Origin of the sequence: Pseudomonas sp. UYEF17 (assembly GCF_040546125.1) — a bacterium.
Lineage (GTDB): Bacteria > Pseudomonadota > Gammaproteobacteria > Pseudomonadales > Pseudomonadaceae > Aquipseudomonas > Aquipseudomonas putida_Z.
In genome coordinates this window covers 33,526-51,628 of record NZ_JBEPNE010000002.1, presented here as the reverse complement: position 1 = coordinate 51,628, position 18,103 = coordinate 33,526, and the positions used below count along the sequence as shown (strand labels likewise).

The following is an 18,103-nucleotide window of genomic DNA, read 5'->3' as shown; positions in this document are numbered from 1 at the left end:
TGACTTGAAGTCGATGCGGTCATTGTGGGAGCGGCCTTGTGTCGCGAAAGGGGCGCGCAGCGGCCCCACGATTGCACTTTCACCATCGAGATCGCCGGGACCGCTTTGCGGTCCTTTCGCGACACAAGGCCGCTCCCACAAAAAACCGCGCCCCCTACTGGCAGCAGGTATTACCCTGTGCCTCCTCCATACCACCGAGCACAGGCCGTACCTTGACCAGAGAGCAACTCGAAACCCACCAGGTCCCGATCTACTTCGTCGCCGTGCTCGCCGCCGTCACGTTCGGCCTGCTGACCAGCGACGCTGCGCAGCTCCTGGAAGCGCTGGTCACCCCCGCCATCGCCGTGCTTATGTACGCGATGTTCCTGCAGATCCCCTTCCTCGACCTGCGCCAAGGCCTGAGCAACCGCCGCTTCATCGCCGCCCTGCTGCTGGCCAACTTCATCCTCGTGCCGCTGCTGGTATGGGCCATCACCCGTGGGCTGGTCGAACACCCGGCGATCCTCATCGGCGCGCTGCTGGTGTTGCTGACGCCGTGCATCGACTACGTGGTGGTGTTCACCCACATCGGCAAAGGCGACTCCCGCCTGACCTTGGCCGCCACCCCCGTGCTGCTGTTGGTGCAACTGGCACTGCTGCCGCTCTACCTGGCCCTGATGCTGGGTGACAGCAGCAATGTGGCCATCTCCATCACCCCGTTCGTGGAAGCCTTCATGCTGCTGATCGTGCTGCCTATGGCGCTTGCCGTGCTCACCAGCGCCGGCGCCCGTCGCTCGCGCACGGTCTCGACCTGGAACGACGCCTGGGCGTGGATGCCGGTACCCGCCATGGCCCTGGTGCTGGTGGTAGTGATCGCCTCGCAGATTGCCGTGGTGCTGCGTGATTTCGACCGTTTGCTGCCGGTGATTCCGGTGTACATCGGCTTCATGCTGTTGGCGCCGGTGCTCGGGTTCGTTGCATCGCGCTTGCTGCGCTTGCCAGTGACCGAGGCACGCTCGGTAACCTTCAGCGCCGCCACGCGCAACTCGCTGGTGGTGCTGCCATTGGCGCTGGCGCTGCCAGAAGAAATGCGCGGGCTGGCCGCCGCTGCGGTGATTACCCAGACGCTGGTGGAACTGGTGTGTGAACTGGTTTACGTACGGGCAGTGCCGCTGCTGGTGCGCTGAACCGCCAGCGCACGCCAGAGCAACTGTCTGTTATGCCTGCGCTGGCCTCATCGCCGGCAAGCCGGCTCCCACAGGTGCAGCGCTGATCTCGAGGTTGTCGCTGTACCTGTGGGAGCGGCCTTGTGTCGCGAAAGGGCCGCGACGCGGCCCCAAGATCCCAGAAGTCGAAGCCTCACTTCGCCACAGCGAGGCGAATGATCACTCAAACGCCCGAGTAGAAATCTGCTCGAACGCCACTTCGGACATATCCGGCAAATCAACCGACAAGGCCTCCCTGCTACCAAGTCTGGAGAATGATCCGGACGAGCGCATGCAGCATGTGCTCGATGAGCTCAGGGAGCGGGTTCAGTGGCTGGCGCCAGGGTTGACCTGGCACGCTACAGCGTTCATCCCATCGCCGTTCCGCCCTTTGAGCATCCGTATTCAACGTTGCATGCTATAAGGGAATCCCGTACATTCATATGCATACAGTAATTGAAACGCCTACGTTCCAAAGAGCCGCTGCCAAATTGTGGTCTGACGAAGAACGCGTGGCTTTCATCGACTGGATTGCGGTCAATCCGCTCGCGGGGGATGTAGTACCCGGTGCGGACGGCGCACGAAAAGTTCGATGGACCCGCGCAGGTTCTGGTAAGTCCGGTGGCACACGGGTGATCTACTTCAACCTGAATGAAGATGAAATTGTGCTGTTGCTTACGGTTTATGCGAAGGCTGAACGTGCCAACATGAGCCCCGCTGAAATCAGCAAGGTGGTGTGAAATGCGTGACATCGATGTAGAAAGTGTTGCCAAGGCCATTGAGGCTGATGCGGGTGAGCCATTGCCTGACCTGCGCCAAGCGCTCAAGGAGGCCAATATTGGCGCTGGTCGAGTAACCACGCCGGAGCAGATTCTGGTTCGCCAGGCCCGCGAACGCTGTGGGCTGACCCAAGCATCATTCGCCGAGCGTATCGCAACACCGGTCGCAACGCTGCGTGACTGGGAGCAAGGTCGCTTCGTGCCGCCAGGCGGTGTGTTGTGCCTGATGCGCCTGATCCTCAAGCATCCTGAGCTGTCACTGGAGCTGGCCGCGATCTGACCACAGGTACAATTGGGCTTGATCGCCGGCTGCGCGTCGGCGATCAAGCATTTCCCCATTCACAGCGCCTTCATCTCAGCGATATCCCGCGCCACCTGATCTGCAGAATGGTCGAACATCAGCTGCTCCTGCGCATCCAGCGGCAACTCGATCACCCGCGCCAGCCCCTCCCCTGCCAGTACACAGGGCACACCCATGGCGATATCCGTTCGCCCGTACTCGCCCTCCAGAATCGCCACCGCCGGCAAGATGCGGTTTCGCCCATTGGCGATCGCATCCACCATCTGCGCAATCGCCACGCCCGGCGCATCGCAGGCGCTACCCAGCTTCTTCAGCCCCAGGATCTCGCCACCACCCTTGCGGGTGCGTTCGACGATCTGCTCGATCTGCTCGCTGGAAAGGAAGTGCGACAGCGGCACCGAGCCGATCTGGCAATAGCGCATCAGCGGCACCATGCTGTCGCCATGCCCGCCCAGGACCAGCGCCGTGATATCCCGGGCAGAAAACCCGGTCTGCTCGGCGATGAAACACTTCATGCGCGCGGTATCCAGCACCCCCGCCTGGCCGAACACCTTGCTGCGCCCCTGCCCGCTGAGGCTCCAGGCGCGATAGGTCAGCACATCGACCGGGTTCGACACCACCAGCACCGTCGCCGTTGGCGCATGCTGTTTGATGTCCGCCATGATGCTATCGATAATCGGCAGGTTGATGCTCAGCACGTCCTGACGCGACTGCCCCGGCTTGCGCGGCACGCCTGCGGTAATGACCACCAGCTCAGACCCGCCCAGCATGTCAGCCTTGGCCCCGCCGTGAACCCGGGTATCGGAACCCGACTCGACTGCCGCCTGCCACACGTCCAGCGCCTTGCCCTGGGCCAACTCACCCTGCACATCCATCAACACCAACTCCCGGCACAACTCTTCCCGGGCGATGATCTGCGCCGCCGCCTCGCCGACCATGCCGGCACCCACGATTGTCAGTTTGTTCACGTGACACCTCCCAGCGGCGCGCGCCACCAGGAACACGCCTGCAATACACAGAAGTATTGCCCGCTGAGGCGAAAAGGCCACTCGAAGGTGATGTGAGGCTCTCGCTGCTGCCGCGCAGCGGGTCGGCAACAACTATGCTGTTGCGATCAAAGCTGGTCTCTCAAGGACACCTCCATGAGTGCTGCCTCGCTGCCCGAACTCGATTCCGCATTGCCAGGGCTGACTCGCAAAATCCGCGTGCTCGAGGCACTGGCCTGGCCGGACGGCGTCGAACAGGACTTCCTGAGGCAATGGCGCACCGGCAAGGCGCAGTTGCCCAAGGTGGCGCTGCAACCACGCGACCACAGCGCCGACATTGCCGCACTGGAGGCTTTTATCGGGCAGTGCGATCAGGGGCACCCGGCCGGGCACTTCCTGGCCACAACAGCGCGTAGCTATGCCACCGCCGGGCGCATGCTGGGGGCCATCGGCACGCCCGCATTTACCCAATATTCCTCGGCGCTGTACCGCCGCCCGGACTTTTTCTACCCCAAGCAGAAACTGACCATGCTCGACGCGGCCCGTTTCTTCCTCACGACCACCGACGCCCTGCTCGGCGGTGACCAGATTCCGCCGAGCGAAGCCGACATCCCAGCCGAGGATTTCGCCGCCTGGATGCAGCCGGAGCTGGACCGCTTCTTCGGTGCCGGCCGGATCAGGATCGTGCTGGACCCGGCCCTGGCCGCCAAAGCGATCGCCGGGAGCAGCCGCATCCGGTTGCGTGCCAGTGCCCTGTTCAGCGAACTGGACAAGCAGCAACTGTTGCAGCACGAAGCCTTCGTGCATGTGGCCACCGCACAGAATGGCGCCAACCAGCCCAACCTCAAGTGCCTGGGCCTTGGTGCGCCGCGCACCACCCAGACCCAGGAGGGCATTGCCACGCTGGCCGAGTTGTTCACTGGCAGCATGGACATCAACCGCTTGCGCCGTGTTGCCCTGCGCGTGCTCGCGGTGCAGCAGGCCCTGGATGGCGCGGATTTCATCCAGGTATTCGAAGGTTTTCTGCAAGCCGGTCAGTCGCCGGAAGAGTCCTTCCGCTCCACCCAACGGATTTTCCGCGGTGCCGATCTGCGTGGCGGCTCGGCCTTTACCAAGGACGCCGCCTACCTGACCGGCTTGCTGGGCGTGCATACCCTGCTGCGCGTGGCGATCCGTGACAACCGCCCGGAGCTGGTGGGCCACCTGTTTGCTGGGCGCCTGAGCCTGGCCGATACCGTGCGCCTTGCGCCGCTGTTCGAGTCTGGCTGGCTCCGAGCGCCGACCTATGTACCAGCCTGGGCCAGCGACATGCGCCGCCTCGCCGCCAACCTGGCCTTCTCGGCCTTCATTGCCCAGATCAGACTCGATGTGCTCGACCTGAAGATGTTCATGGCCTTTGCCGACGAGCACGAATCGGACGCCAGTGCCCAGTGATCTGAAGCCATCACTACTCCTGTAGGAGCGAGTTCACTCGCGAACACGGGCGAAGCCCGTGCTATCCCCACCGCCACTTACCATGACCATTATTCAAAAATCACGCCGTACTTGTAGGAGCGGCCTTGCGTCGCGATGGGCTGCGCAGCAGCCCCAACAACGCATCTGAAATACTTCCGGCCACCGAGCAAAAGGCCAACCCGCACCTGGGCCAGAACGATCCGCCAGCCTCGAATCCGCCAAACAACAAAATCCACTTTCTTCCGGTAAGCCAGCTTGTCGTGCTCAGGTACCAGTGCCATCCACACCACCACCTGCACCCTGCCACAGGTAAAACACATATCCATGAATTAATGCGCCCCCTGTAGGAGCTGGCTTGCCTGCGATGGGCTGCGCAGCAGCCCCATAACCCTACCCGACAGAAATAAACCACCAGGCGGCCTTGAGCAGAGGGCCAGCCGCAATGGTTATATCTGGCCCCGCCGCTCATCAATGATCCTGCCTAACTAACAGGGTCCTGCCCGTTTCGCTCCATCACCTTCCCACACTGCTCACTGGCCAAACGGCTGATGATCCGGATCGCCTGATGGATACCGGCAGTGTTGCGAAAGCTCAGGTGTGGGTTGTGTTCGCACTCCAGCATTTCGTCGTGCTGGACCAGGGCTTCGCCTAGCAGTTCGAGGGTCCAGGCATAGCTTTGGATGGTGGATAGGCGTTCTTGGTCAGTCATGGCGTGCCTCCGATTGGGCGGAGACGGAGCGGGATTGGCTGGAGGTGAGATCGCTGAGGGCCGTCAAGGAGCGACGGTGGAGAACGGATGCGAGGATCTTGGATGAACGTGAGGTAGGCATGCATGCAGTCCTTTTCGGTTGAAGCACCACGCTGACCGTCGCCAAACGGTTAGGGTGGCAGCTGTACGCAGGTTGGCGAACCGAGGAAAAGGAGCTCGGCAGACCCGAAGGTCTCCCACGCACAGCCGCCATTACACGAAACTGCGGACGCAAAAAAAGCGCCTGCAATCGTGGTCGGGGCGCCGTTGCGCCTTTTCGTTCGGGTCGCCAAACCCGGTCGCGGAACTGGCCGCGACTGGAGCAAGGTATCGCTGTGGGGGCTCTAATGCAAGGTTGTCCGTTGTATGAATGGTCGCGGAAAACTGTAGGCAAAAGTCAGGACGGGGGCGAGCCGAAGCTAGAGAACCTGAAACTCGCCAGCTCATTCTGGTGCGGAGACAGGAATCGAATAATGCCACTAAAACCCTGTATTTGTTGGGGGCCGCCCAGAACAGCAGGCTAACGTATCCCTAAATGTATCCCTAAACCTGAATTCATCTAGGGAAGAGACCAGAACGCGTGCCGCCCTTCTTTACGCTGGACGATCCTTCCATCCGCATTCAATTCGCCAAGCAACCGATAAACGTAGACCTTACTGACGTTCATCCTCTCGTAGACGTCTTGTGTGGACAGCTCCCCATCGACGAGCAGACTCAAAATTTTATCTTTCCGCGACTCCATCGACGCCTGCTCAACCGCCCCTCCCACTTTCTCAGTGATGCGCTGGACTTGCTCAGCCGAAAGTGCCACCTCATCCCCAACCACCGTAGTCAAGCTGCCAATGACCTCCTGCTTTACTGCTTCCTTCAGGCGAAGGGACTCGAGGTACATTTCCTCATCCTCAAAGTCACTCGGAGCGTACAGAACGGTGTGGTTCCAATTCAGCAATGCGAAAAAAATCCCGACTATCAAGATCGGGAACGCCATCACGAAGTAAACGAAAATAGACTGGATCTCGGGAGGGAGATTGATCAGCGATATTGTTGCGAAGCCCTCAGCCAAGGTGGAGAAAATCGCGACGACGGTAAGTGGGTTACTGACCTTTGTGGCCATCAGTAGTCCTTTGTGATTGCCTAGGAGGATGGGCAGGTTACCTGCGTCTGCATGGATTGACGAGCCGGTCGCAGATACATGAACAGTTTGAGACTCGAAGTCGGGCCATGGAGTACTAGTCGGAGGGCCCCTGGTTGGACCAAAGGCCAAACCCTGGCAACTATCGAATCAGAGGTAAGGCAGGGGCTGGATAGGATTACCCCTCCCCAGTTCACCTGTTCACCAGTTCACTAAGCTGGTGAACCTGCCGCTAACGAAGAAGCGCGGGTTTCCTGCCCCGTATCTGGCCTCATCTCTCAGGGTCCCCGGCGTCCTACAAACGGGAGGGTTGGGACTACTCCTGCCGCTGAAGGCACATTTGAACAGGGGCATGGGGCCATTATTAAGCTACTGCTAAAAATCGGTGTAACAGGTGTGATACGTGTAACGCTAAGCCTCAAGTCATTGATTTTTAAGGCTTATGAGACCGTACACGTCAATCTCATTTCTGTGCTGTTGCGGTGTAACAAATGATCCGGTGTAACCATGGCTAAGCAGACGAGGTGTACGCATGCCTCGCAGGTAGCTGTGTGGGGTTGTGCCCTGCCTCAGAGAGGTTGCCTACCAGCTTCATAGGTTTCATAGACAGCAGCACTGACTAAGTGTTGGGTGGTGGACCGTGTGCCTCGAGCCGCCAGGGCATCCAGAATGAAGGATTGCGATCGCAAATTGGGGGCAGAGCATCGGCAACGATCAAGGTCCGTGCTGGCCTCTGCACCTGGTGACCTGGTGACCTGGTGCCGAGCGCCAGTCGCCACTAGCCCGCCACCTACCTAGCATCAACATCAAGCCGGGATGACAATTCTTTGAAATGCGAGCTAGTGATGCAAGCCGCCGGCGCTGAGGGGCTCAGTCTCGCCCCATGTCGCCCTGAATTCCCGAAATGAAAAATGGAGAACACGGTAAATCTGTGGTAATTTTTAAGCCAGAAAACTTACCACACTGGAAAAGCGTAGCAATAACGGGGGTATCGTGGTAACCATAGCCGAGAAAGACCTTGAATCTCTTTACCAGCAAGGAGTGCGAGGCAACGCGGCGGCCTTCGCTCTCATAGGCCGCCAAATCGCGAGCAAACTTAAGAAGACGCAACCAGATCTTGCTACTCGCCTAGCCGAGCTCCTTGCCGCCGACAGTGGAACGCGAGGTGGACCTCGCATAGCAGCACCCGTAGATTCGGACTCTCGACGTAGCCTCTTGAAAGAGGGCGCGGACGTTCTGCTTGGGTTCGAGCCCAAGTGGGAAAGCGTCCTCGAGCAACAACTGCTAGAAATCATTCAAGAGAGAAAAAGCTACAAAGAGCTTCTAACAGCGGGACTTGAACCTATACGTTCTATGATTTTCACTGGTCCACCGGGAGTGGGTAAAACGCTGGCGGCACATTGGATAGCCAGTAAGCTTGAGCTTCCCATATACACGCTGGACCTTGCCTCAGTGATGTCGAGCCTGCTGGGCAAGACGGGGACGAATATCAAAGCAGTAATCGAACACGCCAAGAGCATCCCTTGCATTCTGTTTTTGGATGAATTCGACGCGATTGCCAAAAGGCGCGATGACGATAAAGATGTTGGTGAGCTCAAACGGCTCGTCAACGTTTTGCTACAAGCCATCGACGAGTGGCCCTCAACCTCTGTACTGATTGCTGCGACGAACCATCCAGACATGCTAGACCCAGCAGCGTGGCGAAGGTTTGAAGCAACGCTCCGCTTTGATAACCCCCCAATTCAACTCATTGAAGGGATTCTAATTGACGCTAAGGTGTCTCCGAAGATCGCTCAACAGTTGGCGGCTCATTTGCTGGGCAACTCATTTTCAGACATCAATAGAATTGTTCTTACGGCCAAAAAAAGGGCAGTTCTGGATCAGCGATCAATCAATGACACCATTATTGATATCTCGCTCAAAGCCTTTGCCTTTAGCGAATCGGCCCACAAGACCAGGGATATGAGGATTATCCAATTATCTTTGCAGGGTTTATCTCAGCGCAAAATCGCTGGCGAGCTGAATGTATCCCATCCCACGGTCGGGAAAGTCTTAAAAGAATTCAAGGAGAGTACCAATGTCTGAACGGAACCTGCTTTTAGGGAAGGGCGAAGCACTGACAACAGCCCAAGCAATCAAGCGTGGCTCTGGACCCAAGAAGTTCCCCTACACCATTGAGGAGGTCCGCGCCGAGATCTCTTCCTCTCTTGAGCAGGTTCAGAACTCTCTTTCTGCTCTCCCCAAAGCGGCCAAGCCGCGTGGGGAGGGAGTGTTTGAGTTAACTCTTCATCCAGCTTTTTTGGGGAGGTCCTATTTCCCCAAAAGTATCCTCAAAAAAGCTGGACTACGCGATGTTGGGAGCAAAGAAACATCGATTATTCCAAGGCAGGTCACAGATATTCGCGACGCCGGAAAAATCCAGGCCACTGCGACCCTATTCATTGCCGGCACTGAAAGCGCCGTCGCTAATCTGCGTACCCTACTTGAGGCGAGTTCCATTCCAAGCTCGCTGGAGAAAGAGCTCAAGGAAATCGAGTCAATCCGCTGGATCAACAACGAAAGCAAAATAAGAGGCCAGCTTCCGCAGGATAGCGAGCAACATGCCTTTGAGGTCGCTCTGCATGCCGGACCGGACGAAGAAGACATCGTTGCCTCTTTCGCCGAATTTGTGAGAGCACACTCAGGCAAAGCAGACCTCAAGCGGAGAATCAAGGTTGGAGGACTCACTTTCATACCTGTCTATGCATCCTCGAAGGCTATGATCGCAATTGCCAGTCACACATTCCTGCGCGTAGCTAGGCCTATGCCAGAGCTTCGTATCGCGCATCCAACAATGGCCCGCTCCACACTGGCCAACTTCAGCACGACACTGCCCAGCTTGGCTGCTATCGCCCCAGAAAGATCCGCAGCAATTTTTGATGGCGGCCTAGGCACAAGCGATCTCTCCGGATGGGCTACCGAGTACTACTACGAAGATACAGACGAGACAAATGGGCAGTTGCTTATGCATGGCAACGAAGTCACGTCGACCTTCCTGTTCGGCAGGCTTGCTTCTGAAACTGACGAACTCAAGCGCCCCTACATGAATGTACATCACTACCGCGTGCTCTCGCCCATTTCAGGCAGAGATCCTGACCTTTTCGACGTGCTGATAAAGATTCGGGATGCACTGGACTCCGGTGAATACAAGTTCGCCAACCTGAGTCTTGGCCCTCGCATGCCAATTAATGATGAAGAGGTCCATGCCTGGACAGCAACGCTCGACCAAGTTTGCTCGCGCCATGGCATTCTGGCGACTGTCGCAGTTGGCAATGATGGTGATGTGGACGGAGCCAACAGGATTCAGCCCCCAGGGGACATGGTGAACGCCCTTGCGATCGGAGCGGCAGATACCAGCTGTACAAAATGGAAACGCGCTGAGTACAGCTGTATTGGACCAGGAAGAAGCCCAGGCTATGTAAAGCCCGATGGAATTGCCTTCGGTGGCTCTACCTCAGAACCATTTAAGGTATTCAATCCTCTTCTCGGAAGTACGGTGGGCGTACAGGGGACCAGTTACTCAGCGCCGCTGACGCTGAGGACGGCCGCGGGGGTTGCCTGCTCAACGTCATATGAGATGACCGCAATCGCCCTTAAGGCCCTACTTGTTCATCATGCCGAATACAAACGCAGGATCAGCCGCAACGAAATAGGTTGGGGGCGATTCCAAGAGGATCCACTCACACTTCTTGAGTGCGAGGATGGCAGCGCAACAATAATCTTCCAAGGGCAGCTGGAAAAGGGCCAATATCTCCGCTGCCCTATTCCCTTCCCCGATATTCCAATCACAGGCAAAGCAAAGATTAAAGCTACATTTTGTATCCAAGCGCATACCGACCCAGAGCACACCATCAACTATACACGCTCTGGAATGGGCGTGGTATTCCGCCCGAAGGCCGGTGCCGGCATCGAAACAAGTAAAGACTTTTTTGGTCGCGGCTCTCAGTACAAGATGACTGAAAGGCAGTATCGAGATGATGCACATAAGTGGGAAACCTGTTTGCACCGCGACAGGAGTTTTGACGGTGAGGACTCACTTGTTGGCCCGGTCTTCGACATCGAATACCACGCACGTGAGAGTAGCCGTGGCGTATCACCAAGCTCGGCACCAGACGTCAACTACGCGCTGATTATAAGTGTTCAGGTTGACGAGATCCCAGACATCTATAATTTAATCAGGCAGAAGTACCAGATTCTTCAACCTGTAGAAGTCACGCTGGAAACCACCATTACAACGTGATAGCCAAAACCAGAGCCCTTGAGGTGAGGGCTCTGGTCTGGAATACTTGGATTCTGTATCGGGCCAATATGTCGACTCAGATTTAGATATGTGGGGACGGCAGCTTTCGCCGGTTAGTTCTCTCCACCAGGTCCGCTCTGGCCCAATACGGCCACTTGGTATCTTTAGGTACAAATCGGTAACAGCTTTTAATACTAAAGTCGGATCATACTAAACTATAGCAGGTCAAGCCCCATTGTTTCTTAGCCAAACCGCAGGAAAAACGGCCAGAGCGACAACCGCCCAAATAGAGCTAAAAAGCTAATTATTACTTCGTGAGAATAATAGTTGCGAAATGCTCCATACACCGCACTACCCTAGCCAAGATAATATTGAAGCCTGAGAAATCAATCGTATTTCTGTTCGGCACAACAACCTTGCTTGCAAAGAATTCCTTACCATATTCGGTAGCAACGTCAATCTCATTTTCTTTATTGAATTTTTTTCCACCCAACTCTACATCCCTGACAGCTTGCGGGAAAAGATCTTCGATTGAAGTATGTTCACCTTTCGCGCCTGGAGGCGTCAAAATAATATATAAATTATGAACTACATGGATGAAATCTGCTTTCCTGAAGTCATTGGCCGGTATCGTTGCAGGAAAAATAGTAGGACTGTACTTTTTACCTCTCAAAACCCCTTCAATTTTTCCGAACCCATCATCATTATCAAGCACTAGAATAACCGGCTGCGCCGGAACCGGGGCTTTATAGTACTTAAAATGTTCATCAAAACCTAAAACAAACTCCTTCAAATAAGGAGTACCACCAGCCAGCTCAAGCAAAAATCTAGTGCGCTCAGTATAGTTTACGAACCGTACTAGTAGCTCGTATGGATCATTCTTGGTCTTTGGCTTAGCTAGTTTAGGATAAGCGCCTGCCAACCGACTTATAGCTGACTTAAGATATATATTGTCTGTTTTTCCTTCACAAATAATAGTTGGCTTATCATTTCCATAGAATAGCTTGTAGTACAAGAACCTGCTAAATGTGAGCTCGCGACCATTCAAAAGCTTTCGAGTATTTGTTTTTCTCTGCAAGGATTCATGATCTAGCGCCAACTTTGACTTATTTCTCTTCCGATTAAACAAATCAATTTGATCAATGAAATTTAACCGCCCCTCAAGCACGAAAATATTACCTTCTTCGGGAGTACCCGACGCATTCTCCGTAAAAGCTCCAGTCTGAAATAGCGAATGACACTGAGACCTGACAGTTCGCCAGTACTCACTCTTAACTGCTGGTTTTTTGTTGACGATTAACCCAGTCACATCTTGACGTGAATCTTTATATTGAATCCTCGTCTTTGAACTATTGATCTCAAACCCAGCTCGTTTAATCTCAGATTGCAATCTTTTACCAGGGACATAGCCGCCGTTACCCTCGACCATCAAACTGGAGGGAAACTCCTTTTTTCTAGTCGAAATTGTTATATCATCGGCATACCTGCTATAGGTACAAGAATTCTCTTTAGCCAGAGAGGCCAATCTAATGTCAAGAGAGTGCGTGATTAAATTCGTTATAACAGGAGAGCACGGACTACCTTGGGGCAGCTTATTGTCATAGCACGCGATCTGCGCAATTACAGTTGCAACCGCTGGATCCAACTGAAAGTTTTTGTTCGCAATAAAAAATCCTCGAACACGACCGAAATTAAAACTTTCAAAGAAATCTTTCAGATCGATGTTCAAAACATTCTTCTGACTCAAATGCATCACCGCATTCGTAAGAATTGATCGCTCTCGAACAAACCCGTGCGACAATGTCGATCTAAAACCATCTCCCTTAGATTTATTAATTTCTTGAATACAGTCCTGGAGCAGAAGGGACAGAGCTGCCTGTATAGGCTTAAGGTCATCTGACGGAGCGTATATAGTACGAACGCCGCCACTTTTTTTTGCTATCGTGAAACTCTTGTATTGGTTTTCAAGCCTCATCCTGTATAGAACATTAGTAAGGTGCGACTCATTAATCCCCATGAGCAAAGCAAGCTCGGGCTTAGTTTTTATTGCACGTAGAGCACTTATTTTTATCATTGCGCACTAATGTTCAAAAAGTAAGAAGGCTTACGGGCACTCCTAGGCACTGCAAGGACCGTAGAGAATCGACGAGTCTTCACCAAGGGCAATCCATTCGGACCATTTTTTCACTGATCGCGATACGCGACCCAAAATCTGCCCGTAAGCCACAGGCGAGGCTAGCAAAAAATTGGATCCTATAGCAATACCGATAAGTGGCGCGCCTCCTAACAACGTAGAGAGTGGGTTCCGGTATTTTCAATCGGGCGCCCTTCGACCAAATCAACACCTGGAATGCCGACACTATTGCAACAGCAAACAGCCCGCATATGCGGGCTGTTTCGGGGTTACGCTTCGATCAGGTCTTTTAGGGTGATGCCTTCAGCCCCTTCTAGCAGATCGTCGCGGTCGAGCCCTCTACCTGAGGGGCCGAAGAGCGGGATCGACAGGTCTGACAACATCATGCTCCCGCTACCTCGATGATGGTCTGCGGCGAGAATTCGAGAGCCCACAGCGGCAAGTTGCTTGGCCAAGCGATTCCATTCATCGCCGAGGGCCAAAGCGGTTGCGCGTAGAGCGCTGTCCTGAGCTTGGCTAGACTCCTGCTTAACCTTGGAGATCTGAGCATCGAGCGCCTCAATTTCCGCCTGCAATGCAGCGACAATCAGTTCTTGGCGCCTTGCATGTTCATCAGCCTCAATGAGCAAGGTGCTAGCTCTCTCCATCGCGGTGCTTGCAGCCTGTTCGCCCTCACTATTACCGGTTGCGACGTTGCGTGCGTAGAGGTTCGCAGCCTCAATCTCAGCTTGCTGCGCCCTCTCGATGGCTAGATTTGATTCTTTTTGGATCGCTTGTAGGCGCTCAAGAATAAGCGTACGAGTACTCTCCAGTGAAGCTACCGTGTTAACTGAATCTGACATGACTTGGCGAGCCTTTGTCTTGGCCTGCTTCGCATTCGCCAAACTTTCCTGATAGCTGATCTCGCGTTCAATTCGCTCAATAGCACCAGGAATACTGCGCAAGCGACCCTCTGCGCTGGAAAGCTTATTCATAGCCGCCGTACTTTCAGGGCTGCCAATACAATTGCCATGACGGTCCCAGTTACTCGGTGTTGCCTCCCACGCAGCTCTCAGGCCCGGAATGCTATCTTCGAGAGAATCCCGCTCTGCAATCAATTCGTCACGCTGCTTTTTCAGTTCTTTCATAATCAATACCTAATGATTGGAAGTGGTTTGTGCGAGGCTGGCAAGGCCATATGTTGCCGACACTACCTCGTGGGTTTAGAGGTAGTGGTTCAAGCGGCCTGTGCTTCGTTCTCAGCCGGTTCAGGGATCATCACGACGACGTAGCAGCGCTGTAGTCCGAGGCCGGGCAGGCGCACTGAGGTGGAGGCTTTGCCATCTTTGCCAGGCTCTAATACCCGACGCCTCAGCAGCTCTTTGTTCACTGCATTGAGGTTCATGCCTCGGAAGATTTCAGAGCGCCAAGCTTCGGGAAGTACGTAATAGGTTGTCGTCGTGTGCGACGTATCACCCATGCCGTGCTCCATCGACTTCCGAAAGCCGAGCCGGTCAATAGTGCGGGGGCCATGTTCATCTACTTTGGCAGCCGTCGATTCCCAGCGTGTAAAGCGGCTCTCTCCAAAACGCTCAATCACCTGGCGCAGGCGTGCGAGAATCGCATCACCTTCCATGTTTCCAGCCCCACCCCGCTCAGCAAGCCAGGCATTCAGGCATACGCGGGCGGAGTCGAGTGCCAAACCGTCCGGCCATCCCGTAACGCCCAGGGCGGTGGCCAGCTCTCCCGCAGCCGCTGCCAAACCGAAGCGGCTTGCGGCTCGCTGGGCCTGGCCGCTAGCACTGGCAGGGAGCGCTTCAGCAGTGAAACGCTCCATTGTGCTGCGGACCATGGCTGTATAGGCGCGCAACTTGGTCGGATCGCACAGGGCCGACAGGAATGCCAGGGCAGGTGATCCATAGGTTTTGGCCACACGGGCTTTCAGCGCATCCGAAAGCGCAGCGGCATCGTCAAAACCATGCAGCGCCTCGAACAACCCCAGTCCTTTTCCGGCGTCAGCCGGCACGGCTAATAGCCGCACTTCCATACCCGCTTTCAAATCCTTGTTTGCTTCGGCCATGTGCTGCGCAAGGGTCTTCTCTCCCGTGGAAAGGAACAGCACTCGCCATTCTTGTATCTGGCGACCGCTCAGCCCACGGTCGTTAGCCCGGGCTTTGCCGGTGCCGTTGCCCAACATATAGACCGTTTCCCCGATGATTCTCGGGTCACACATCCCGATCTCATCGAGCACCAGCAATCCGTCCGAGTGCGCTGCCGCGATACTTTCCAGGGCGTTATCAGTAGAGCGCCAGGAGCGCACCAGGCGCGGTCCACCCCAAACTGAGGCCGCGACTTGCAAGTGGGTGGTCTTTCCGCCCGAGCTGTCGCCGTACAGATGGAAACCGCCCGATTCATGCCCGAGCAAATGCAGCACTGCCCCAGCAAAAGCGACGCACACAACGAATGCCAGGCGGTTATTGCCCACACACAAGGCACCGATTTGCTGTTGCCACTGCTCCAGCGTGCCCGATTGAGTGACGGGCGGGAGCTGGGCGCCGGCCTCGTAGAAATGGAGATATTCAGTACTGGCCCCTATCTGCCGATCCGGCACCAGATAGGCGTCCCCATGCCAGCCCAAGCGAGTGACCAAGCGGGCGCGCTCGGAACCGTCATAACCTTGCAGGTAGCTCTGTAGGTCGTTGCGCGAATTGCGAGCGGTGCGCACGGGTGCCAGGCGCAGCCCCATATCAACCAGTGGCGCAAGCACTTCCTTGCCAAAGTCGCCCGCCATTGCCCTGGCCGGAATATTAAGGCGCTTGCTGGCCCCGTCGGGATCATCGAACTCTACCAGCAGGCCCCAACCGTGGCCCTTTTCGTCACGGGTGCGAGCCAAGATCTCTAGCCGTGAACAAATCGGTCGTGCTTCGCCATCCTCACCGGCATAGAACACCCCATCCTTTGTGACACGAAAGCCGCTCGGGGCTGGAGCAGTTTTCTTCTCGGATTGGGGCTTGGCCTGATCAGTGGCTTTGCTCTGCTTGGTGGGTTTGGGCGTGGCGGCAGGTGAGAGGGCAAAAAGCTCCCCGGTGCGTTGCAGCTCCAACAAGTGTTGGGCTGTCCAGCCTTTGGATTGGGCATCCGCAGCATCGTCACCTTCGCGCCACTCACCGCCTTGCGCAAAAGTGGGGCGCTCACCGTCCATACCGGGCAGTTGCCTGAATACAGTCAAAGCTACCGTCTGAACCGAGGCAGCTCCAAGCTTCCGAAGGTGATCGGCCAAGGCATCCATGCACTTCAAGCCAGGAGCGTCGTTATCTGGCCACAGCAATACGTCACGCCCGACTAGCTCCGCGAAATCAGCCTTCTGCCAAGAGTTCGTCCCGTTAGGCCAGCAGGTGGCAACATGCTCGGGCAACAGCTCGGCAGCGGCATCGGCGGCCTTTTCACCCTCGCACAATACGACTGGTGCCGAAGGACGTTTTGCCAGATCATCAAGGCGCAGGAGCGGGCGTGGCTCCGATAAGCCCTGCCAGCGCCAGGCCAGCGAGCCGTTAGCAGAGTGTTTACACCAGGTGAGAGGCGCGAAGACTTTGCGCGCCGTGCCGCTCCCATCCGGCCCTAGGTCAAAGCGGTACAGCACCATAAGTGGCTGACCGTTGGCGTCACGGTAAATCCAAACCTTGGAAGGTTTACCGTGCTGCCGGTGCGCTTGCAGCACCTTCTGCATTGCCTGCACAGGAATAGGCAACACGGGCACCCACTCAGGCTTTTTGGCCTGGCCAGTGGGTGGTGTGACATTGGTGCTATTCGTTGCCTCGACACCGAGGAAAGCCGCCAGCTGATTGCAAGCTTCCACATCGGTGCCGCGATCAAGGTAGCGCACCAGGTCGATCAAATCACCGCCTTTGTCGCCGGTGGCGAAGTCGCACCAGGTGGCTTTGGCCAAGTTCACCTTGAGCGAACCTGCATGCTTGTCCGCTCTTGTTGGGTTGGGGGCGGTGTACTCCTTGCCACCGTCTACGCGCTTGCCATTGGGAAGCCAGTGGGCTAGCACACGGTCAATCGCTGCGAGGGAGGCCGCTTTGACTTGGGCAAAGGTCGGATGCCGGGAGTTGGGGGTGCTCCTGCTCATGCTTGGCCACCCTCGGCAATCTGAATCCCAGTGGTCACATCATCGACAAGCGCTTTAGCCTGCTCGCCCAGATAATGTGCCGCCCACACCAGTGCATTGTTGTCGTCGCTCACACCAGCCAGCTGGGTCAGTTTGTTTACGCAGTTCATGAGCACCGATGCCTGCTCCAATGCTTCCTCACCGGAAACACCAGGGCACACCTTGAAGAGCGGTTGACTCAACGAGTTGTGCTTAGAGAAGGTGACCCCACCTACGGTATTGACCTGAAAGTGCCCGTTCATTTCCGGCCCCCTTCAGCGACATGGGAGGTCGAGTCATCGGCATGCACGACCAGGGTACGAATCTGCTCCAGCGTTCCGCGCACATCCCAGAGGGCGCCGAGGATCACACTATTAGCCAGGCGTTGCCCGTGCTCACTCTCAAACTGATCCTCTACCAAGCACAGCACTGCTTGGGCTCGCTCAATGGCGCAGGTGAGCGCATCAATCGGGACGCCTACCGGCGCATTTGCTGTGATGCATAGCAGGTCTTCTGGCTGAGAAAAGTGCTGTGTTGGATTGGTCATTGGGCACCCCCGTTTGCTTCCAGGGCGCGAGCACGTGCCATAGCAGCGTTGTAACGCGCCAAGCGGACAGAGAGGGACGAGTCGGCGTGCAGTGCCGCAATGGCACGGGCCTTCAGGGCAGCAATGTGGTTCTGGAGGGCAGACGGATTGAGGGCGTGCATGGGCGGAGCTCCTTGATTTGAGGAACTGCCACTAATCGTCGCCAAACGATTTAGGGTGGCAGCTGTGCGCAGGTTGGCGAACCGGGAATCAAGGAACCCGGCAGACCCGAAGGTCTCCCACGCACAGCCGCCATAACACAGGAATGCGGGCACAAAAAAAGCGCCAGCATTCGTGATAGGGGCGCTTGTGCGCCTTGATTTCGTCGGGTCGCCAAACCCGGCCGCTGAATTTGCAGCGACCTGCGAAGAGTAACGTGTGAACCGACGA

General features: G+C 56.1%; 15 protein-coding genes. 6 read left to right on the top strand and 9 right to left on the bottom strand.

Going from position 1 to position 18,103, the window contains the following annotated elements:
• The first annotated feature begins 212 nt into the window (after positions 1 to 212).
• From ABIB24_RS03040 to ABIB24_RS03030, 3 genes are all read left to right on the top strand, one after another.
• Positions 213 to 1,166: an arsenic resistance protein gene (locus ABIB24_RS03040; RefSeq protein WP_274079166.1), complete on the top strand. Its 954-nt coding sequence runs from the start codon at positions 213 to 215 to the stop codon at positions 1,164 to 1,166.
• Positions 1,167 to 1,696: 530 nt separating this feature from the next.
• Positions 1,697 to 1,924, top strand: a complete 228-nt coding sequence (locus tag ABIB24_RS03035; protein ID WP_237140965.1) for a type II toxin-antitoxin system RelE/ParE family toxin — start codon at positions 1,697 to 1,699, stop codon at positions 1,922 to 1,924.
• Between the two features lies 1 nt (position 1,925).
• A complete protein-coding gene (locus tag ABIB24_RS03030; RefSeq protein WP_274079165.1) occupies positions 1,926 to 2,243 on the top strand; it encodes a helix-turn-helix domain-containing protein in 318 nt (105 codons plus the stop codon).
• Between the two features lie 59 nt (positions 2,244 to 2,302).
• Here ABIB24_RS03030 and ABIB24_RS03025 read toward each other — a convergent pair whose 3' ends face one another.
• Entirely contained in the window at positions 2,303 to 3,232 is a 930-nt protein-coding gene (locus ABIB24_RS03025; protein WP_085618672.1) for a malate dehydrogenase, read from the bottom strand.
• 174 nt (positions 3,233 to 3,406) lie between these two features.
• Here ABIB24_RS03025 and ABIB24_RS03020 point away from each other — a divergent pair, with 174 nt between their 5' ends.
• Positions 3,407 to 4,684, top strand: a complete 1,278-nt coding sequence (locus ABIB24_RS03020; protein ID WP_354316105.1) for a peptidase MATCAP family protein — start codon at positions 3,407 to 3,409, stop codon at positions 4,682 to 4,684.
• 89 nt (positions 4,685 to 4,773) lie between these two features.
• Here ABIB24_RS03020 and ABIB24_RS03015 read toward each other — a convergent pair whose 3' ends face one another.
• The 3 genes from ABIB24_RS03015 to ABIB24_RS03005 all read right to left on the bottom strand — a co-directional run bounded on the left by ABIB24_RS03015 (position 4,774) and on the right by ABIB24_RS03005 (position 6,567).
• Positions 4,774 to 4,986 (bottom strand): hypothetical protein, encoded by a 213-nt coding sequence (locus ABIB24_RS03015; protein WP_274119771.1) that lies wholly within the window; start codon positions 4,984 to 4,986, stop codon positions 4,774 to 4,776.
• A gap of 200 nt (positions 4,987 to 5,186) precedes the next feature.
• Entirely contained in the window at positions 5,187 to 5,414 is a 228-nt protein-coding gene (locus tag ABIB24_RS03010) for a hypothetical protein (protein WP_015268870.1), read from the bottom strand.
• Between the two features lie 598 nt (positions 5,415 to 6,012).
• Positions 6,013 to 6,567, bottom strand: a complete 555-nt coding sequence (locus ABIB24_RS03005; protein ID WP_354316104.1) for a winged helix-turn-helix domain-containing protein — start codon at positions 6,565 to 6,567, stop codon at positions 6,013 to 6,015.
• A gap of 1,011 nt (positions 6,568 to 7,578) precedes the next feature.
• Here ABIB24_RS03005 and ABIB24_RS03000 point away from each other — a divergent pair.
• Complete coding sequence (locus tag ABIB24_RS03000; RefSeq protein ID WP_354316103.1) at positions 7,579 to 8,670, top strand: AAA family ATPase; 1,092 nt, start codon at positions 7,579 to 7,581, stop codon at positions 8,668 to 8,670.
• Positions 8,663 to 10,864, top strand: coding sequence for a S8 family peptidase (locus tag ABIB24_RS02995; protein ID WP_354316102.1), 2,202 nt, complete (start codon positions 8,663 to 8,665; stop codon positions 10,862 to 10,864). Before ABIB24_RS03000 ends, ABIB24_RS02995 begins: the two co-directional genes overlap by 8 nt.
• Before the next feature lie 307 nt (positions 10,865 to 11,171).
• Here ABIB24_RS02995 and ABIB24_RS02990 read toward each other — a convergent pair whose 3' ends face one another.
• From ABIB24_RS02990 to ABIB24_RS02970, 5 genes are all read right to left on the bottom strand, one after another.
• The gene (locus ABIB24_RS02990) at positions 11,172 to 12,938 is read right to left on the bottom strand and encodes a retron Ec67 family RNA-directed DNA polymerase/endonuclease (protein ID WP_354316101.1); all 1,767 of its coding nucleotides are present in this window, start codon (positions 12,936 to 12,938) and stop codon (positions 11,172 to 11,174) included.
• 329 nt (positions 12,939 to 13,267) lie between these two features.
• Entirely contained in the window at positions 13,268 to 14,125 is an 858-nt protein-coding gene (locus tag ABIB24_RS02985; RefSeq protein WP_354316100.1) for a hypothetical protein, read from the bottom strand.
• An 89-nt stretch (positions 14,126 to 14,214) separates the two neighbouring features.
• Entirely contained in the window at positions 14,215 to 17,109 is a 2,895-nt protein-coding gene (locus ABIB24_RS02980) for a DUF927 domain-containing protein (RefSeq protein WP_354316099.1), read from the bottom strand.
• Positions 17,106 to 17,390, bottom strand: coding sequence for a DUF3077 domain-containing protein (locus ABIB24_RS02975; protein WP_354316098.1), 285 nt, complete (start codon positions 17,388 to 17,390; stop codon positions 17,106 to 17,108). Before ABIB24_RS02975 ends, ABIB24_RS02980 begins: the two co-directional genes overlap by 4 nt.
• The gene (locus tag ABIB24_RS02970; RefSeq protein WP_073664115.1) at positions 17,387 to 17,674 is read right to left on the bottom strand and encodes a hypothetical protein; all 288 of its coding nucleotides are present in this window, start codon (positions 17,672 to 17,674) and stop codon (positions 17,387 to 17,389) included. The genes ABIB24_RS02975 and ABIB24_RS02970 overlap by 4 nt, the downstream gene beginning before the upstream one ends.
• Positions 17,675 to 18,103: the final 429 nt, after the last annotated feature.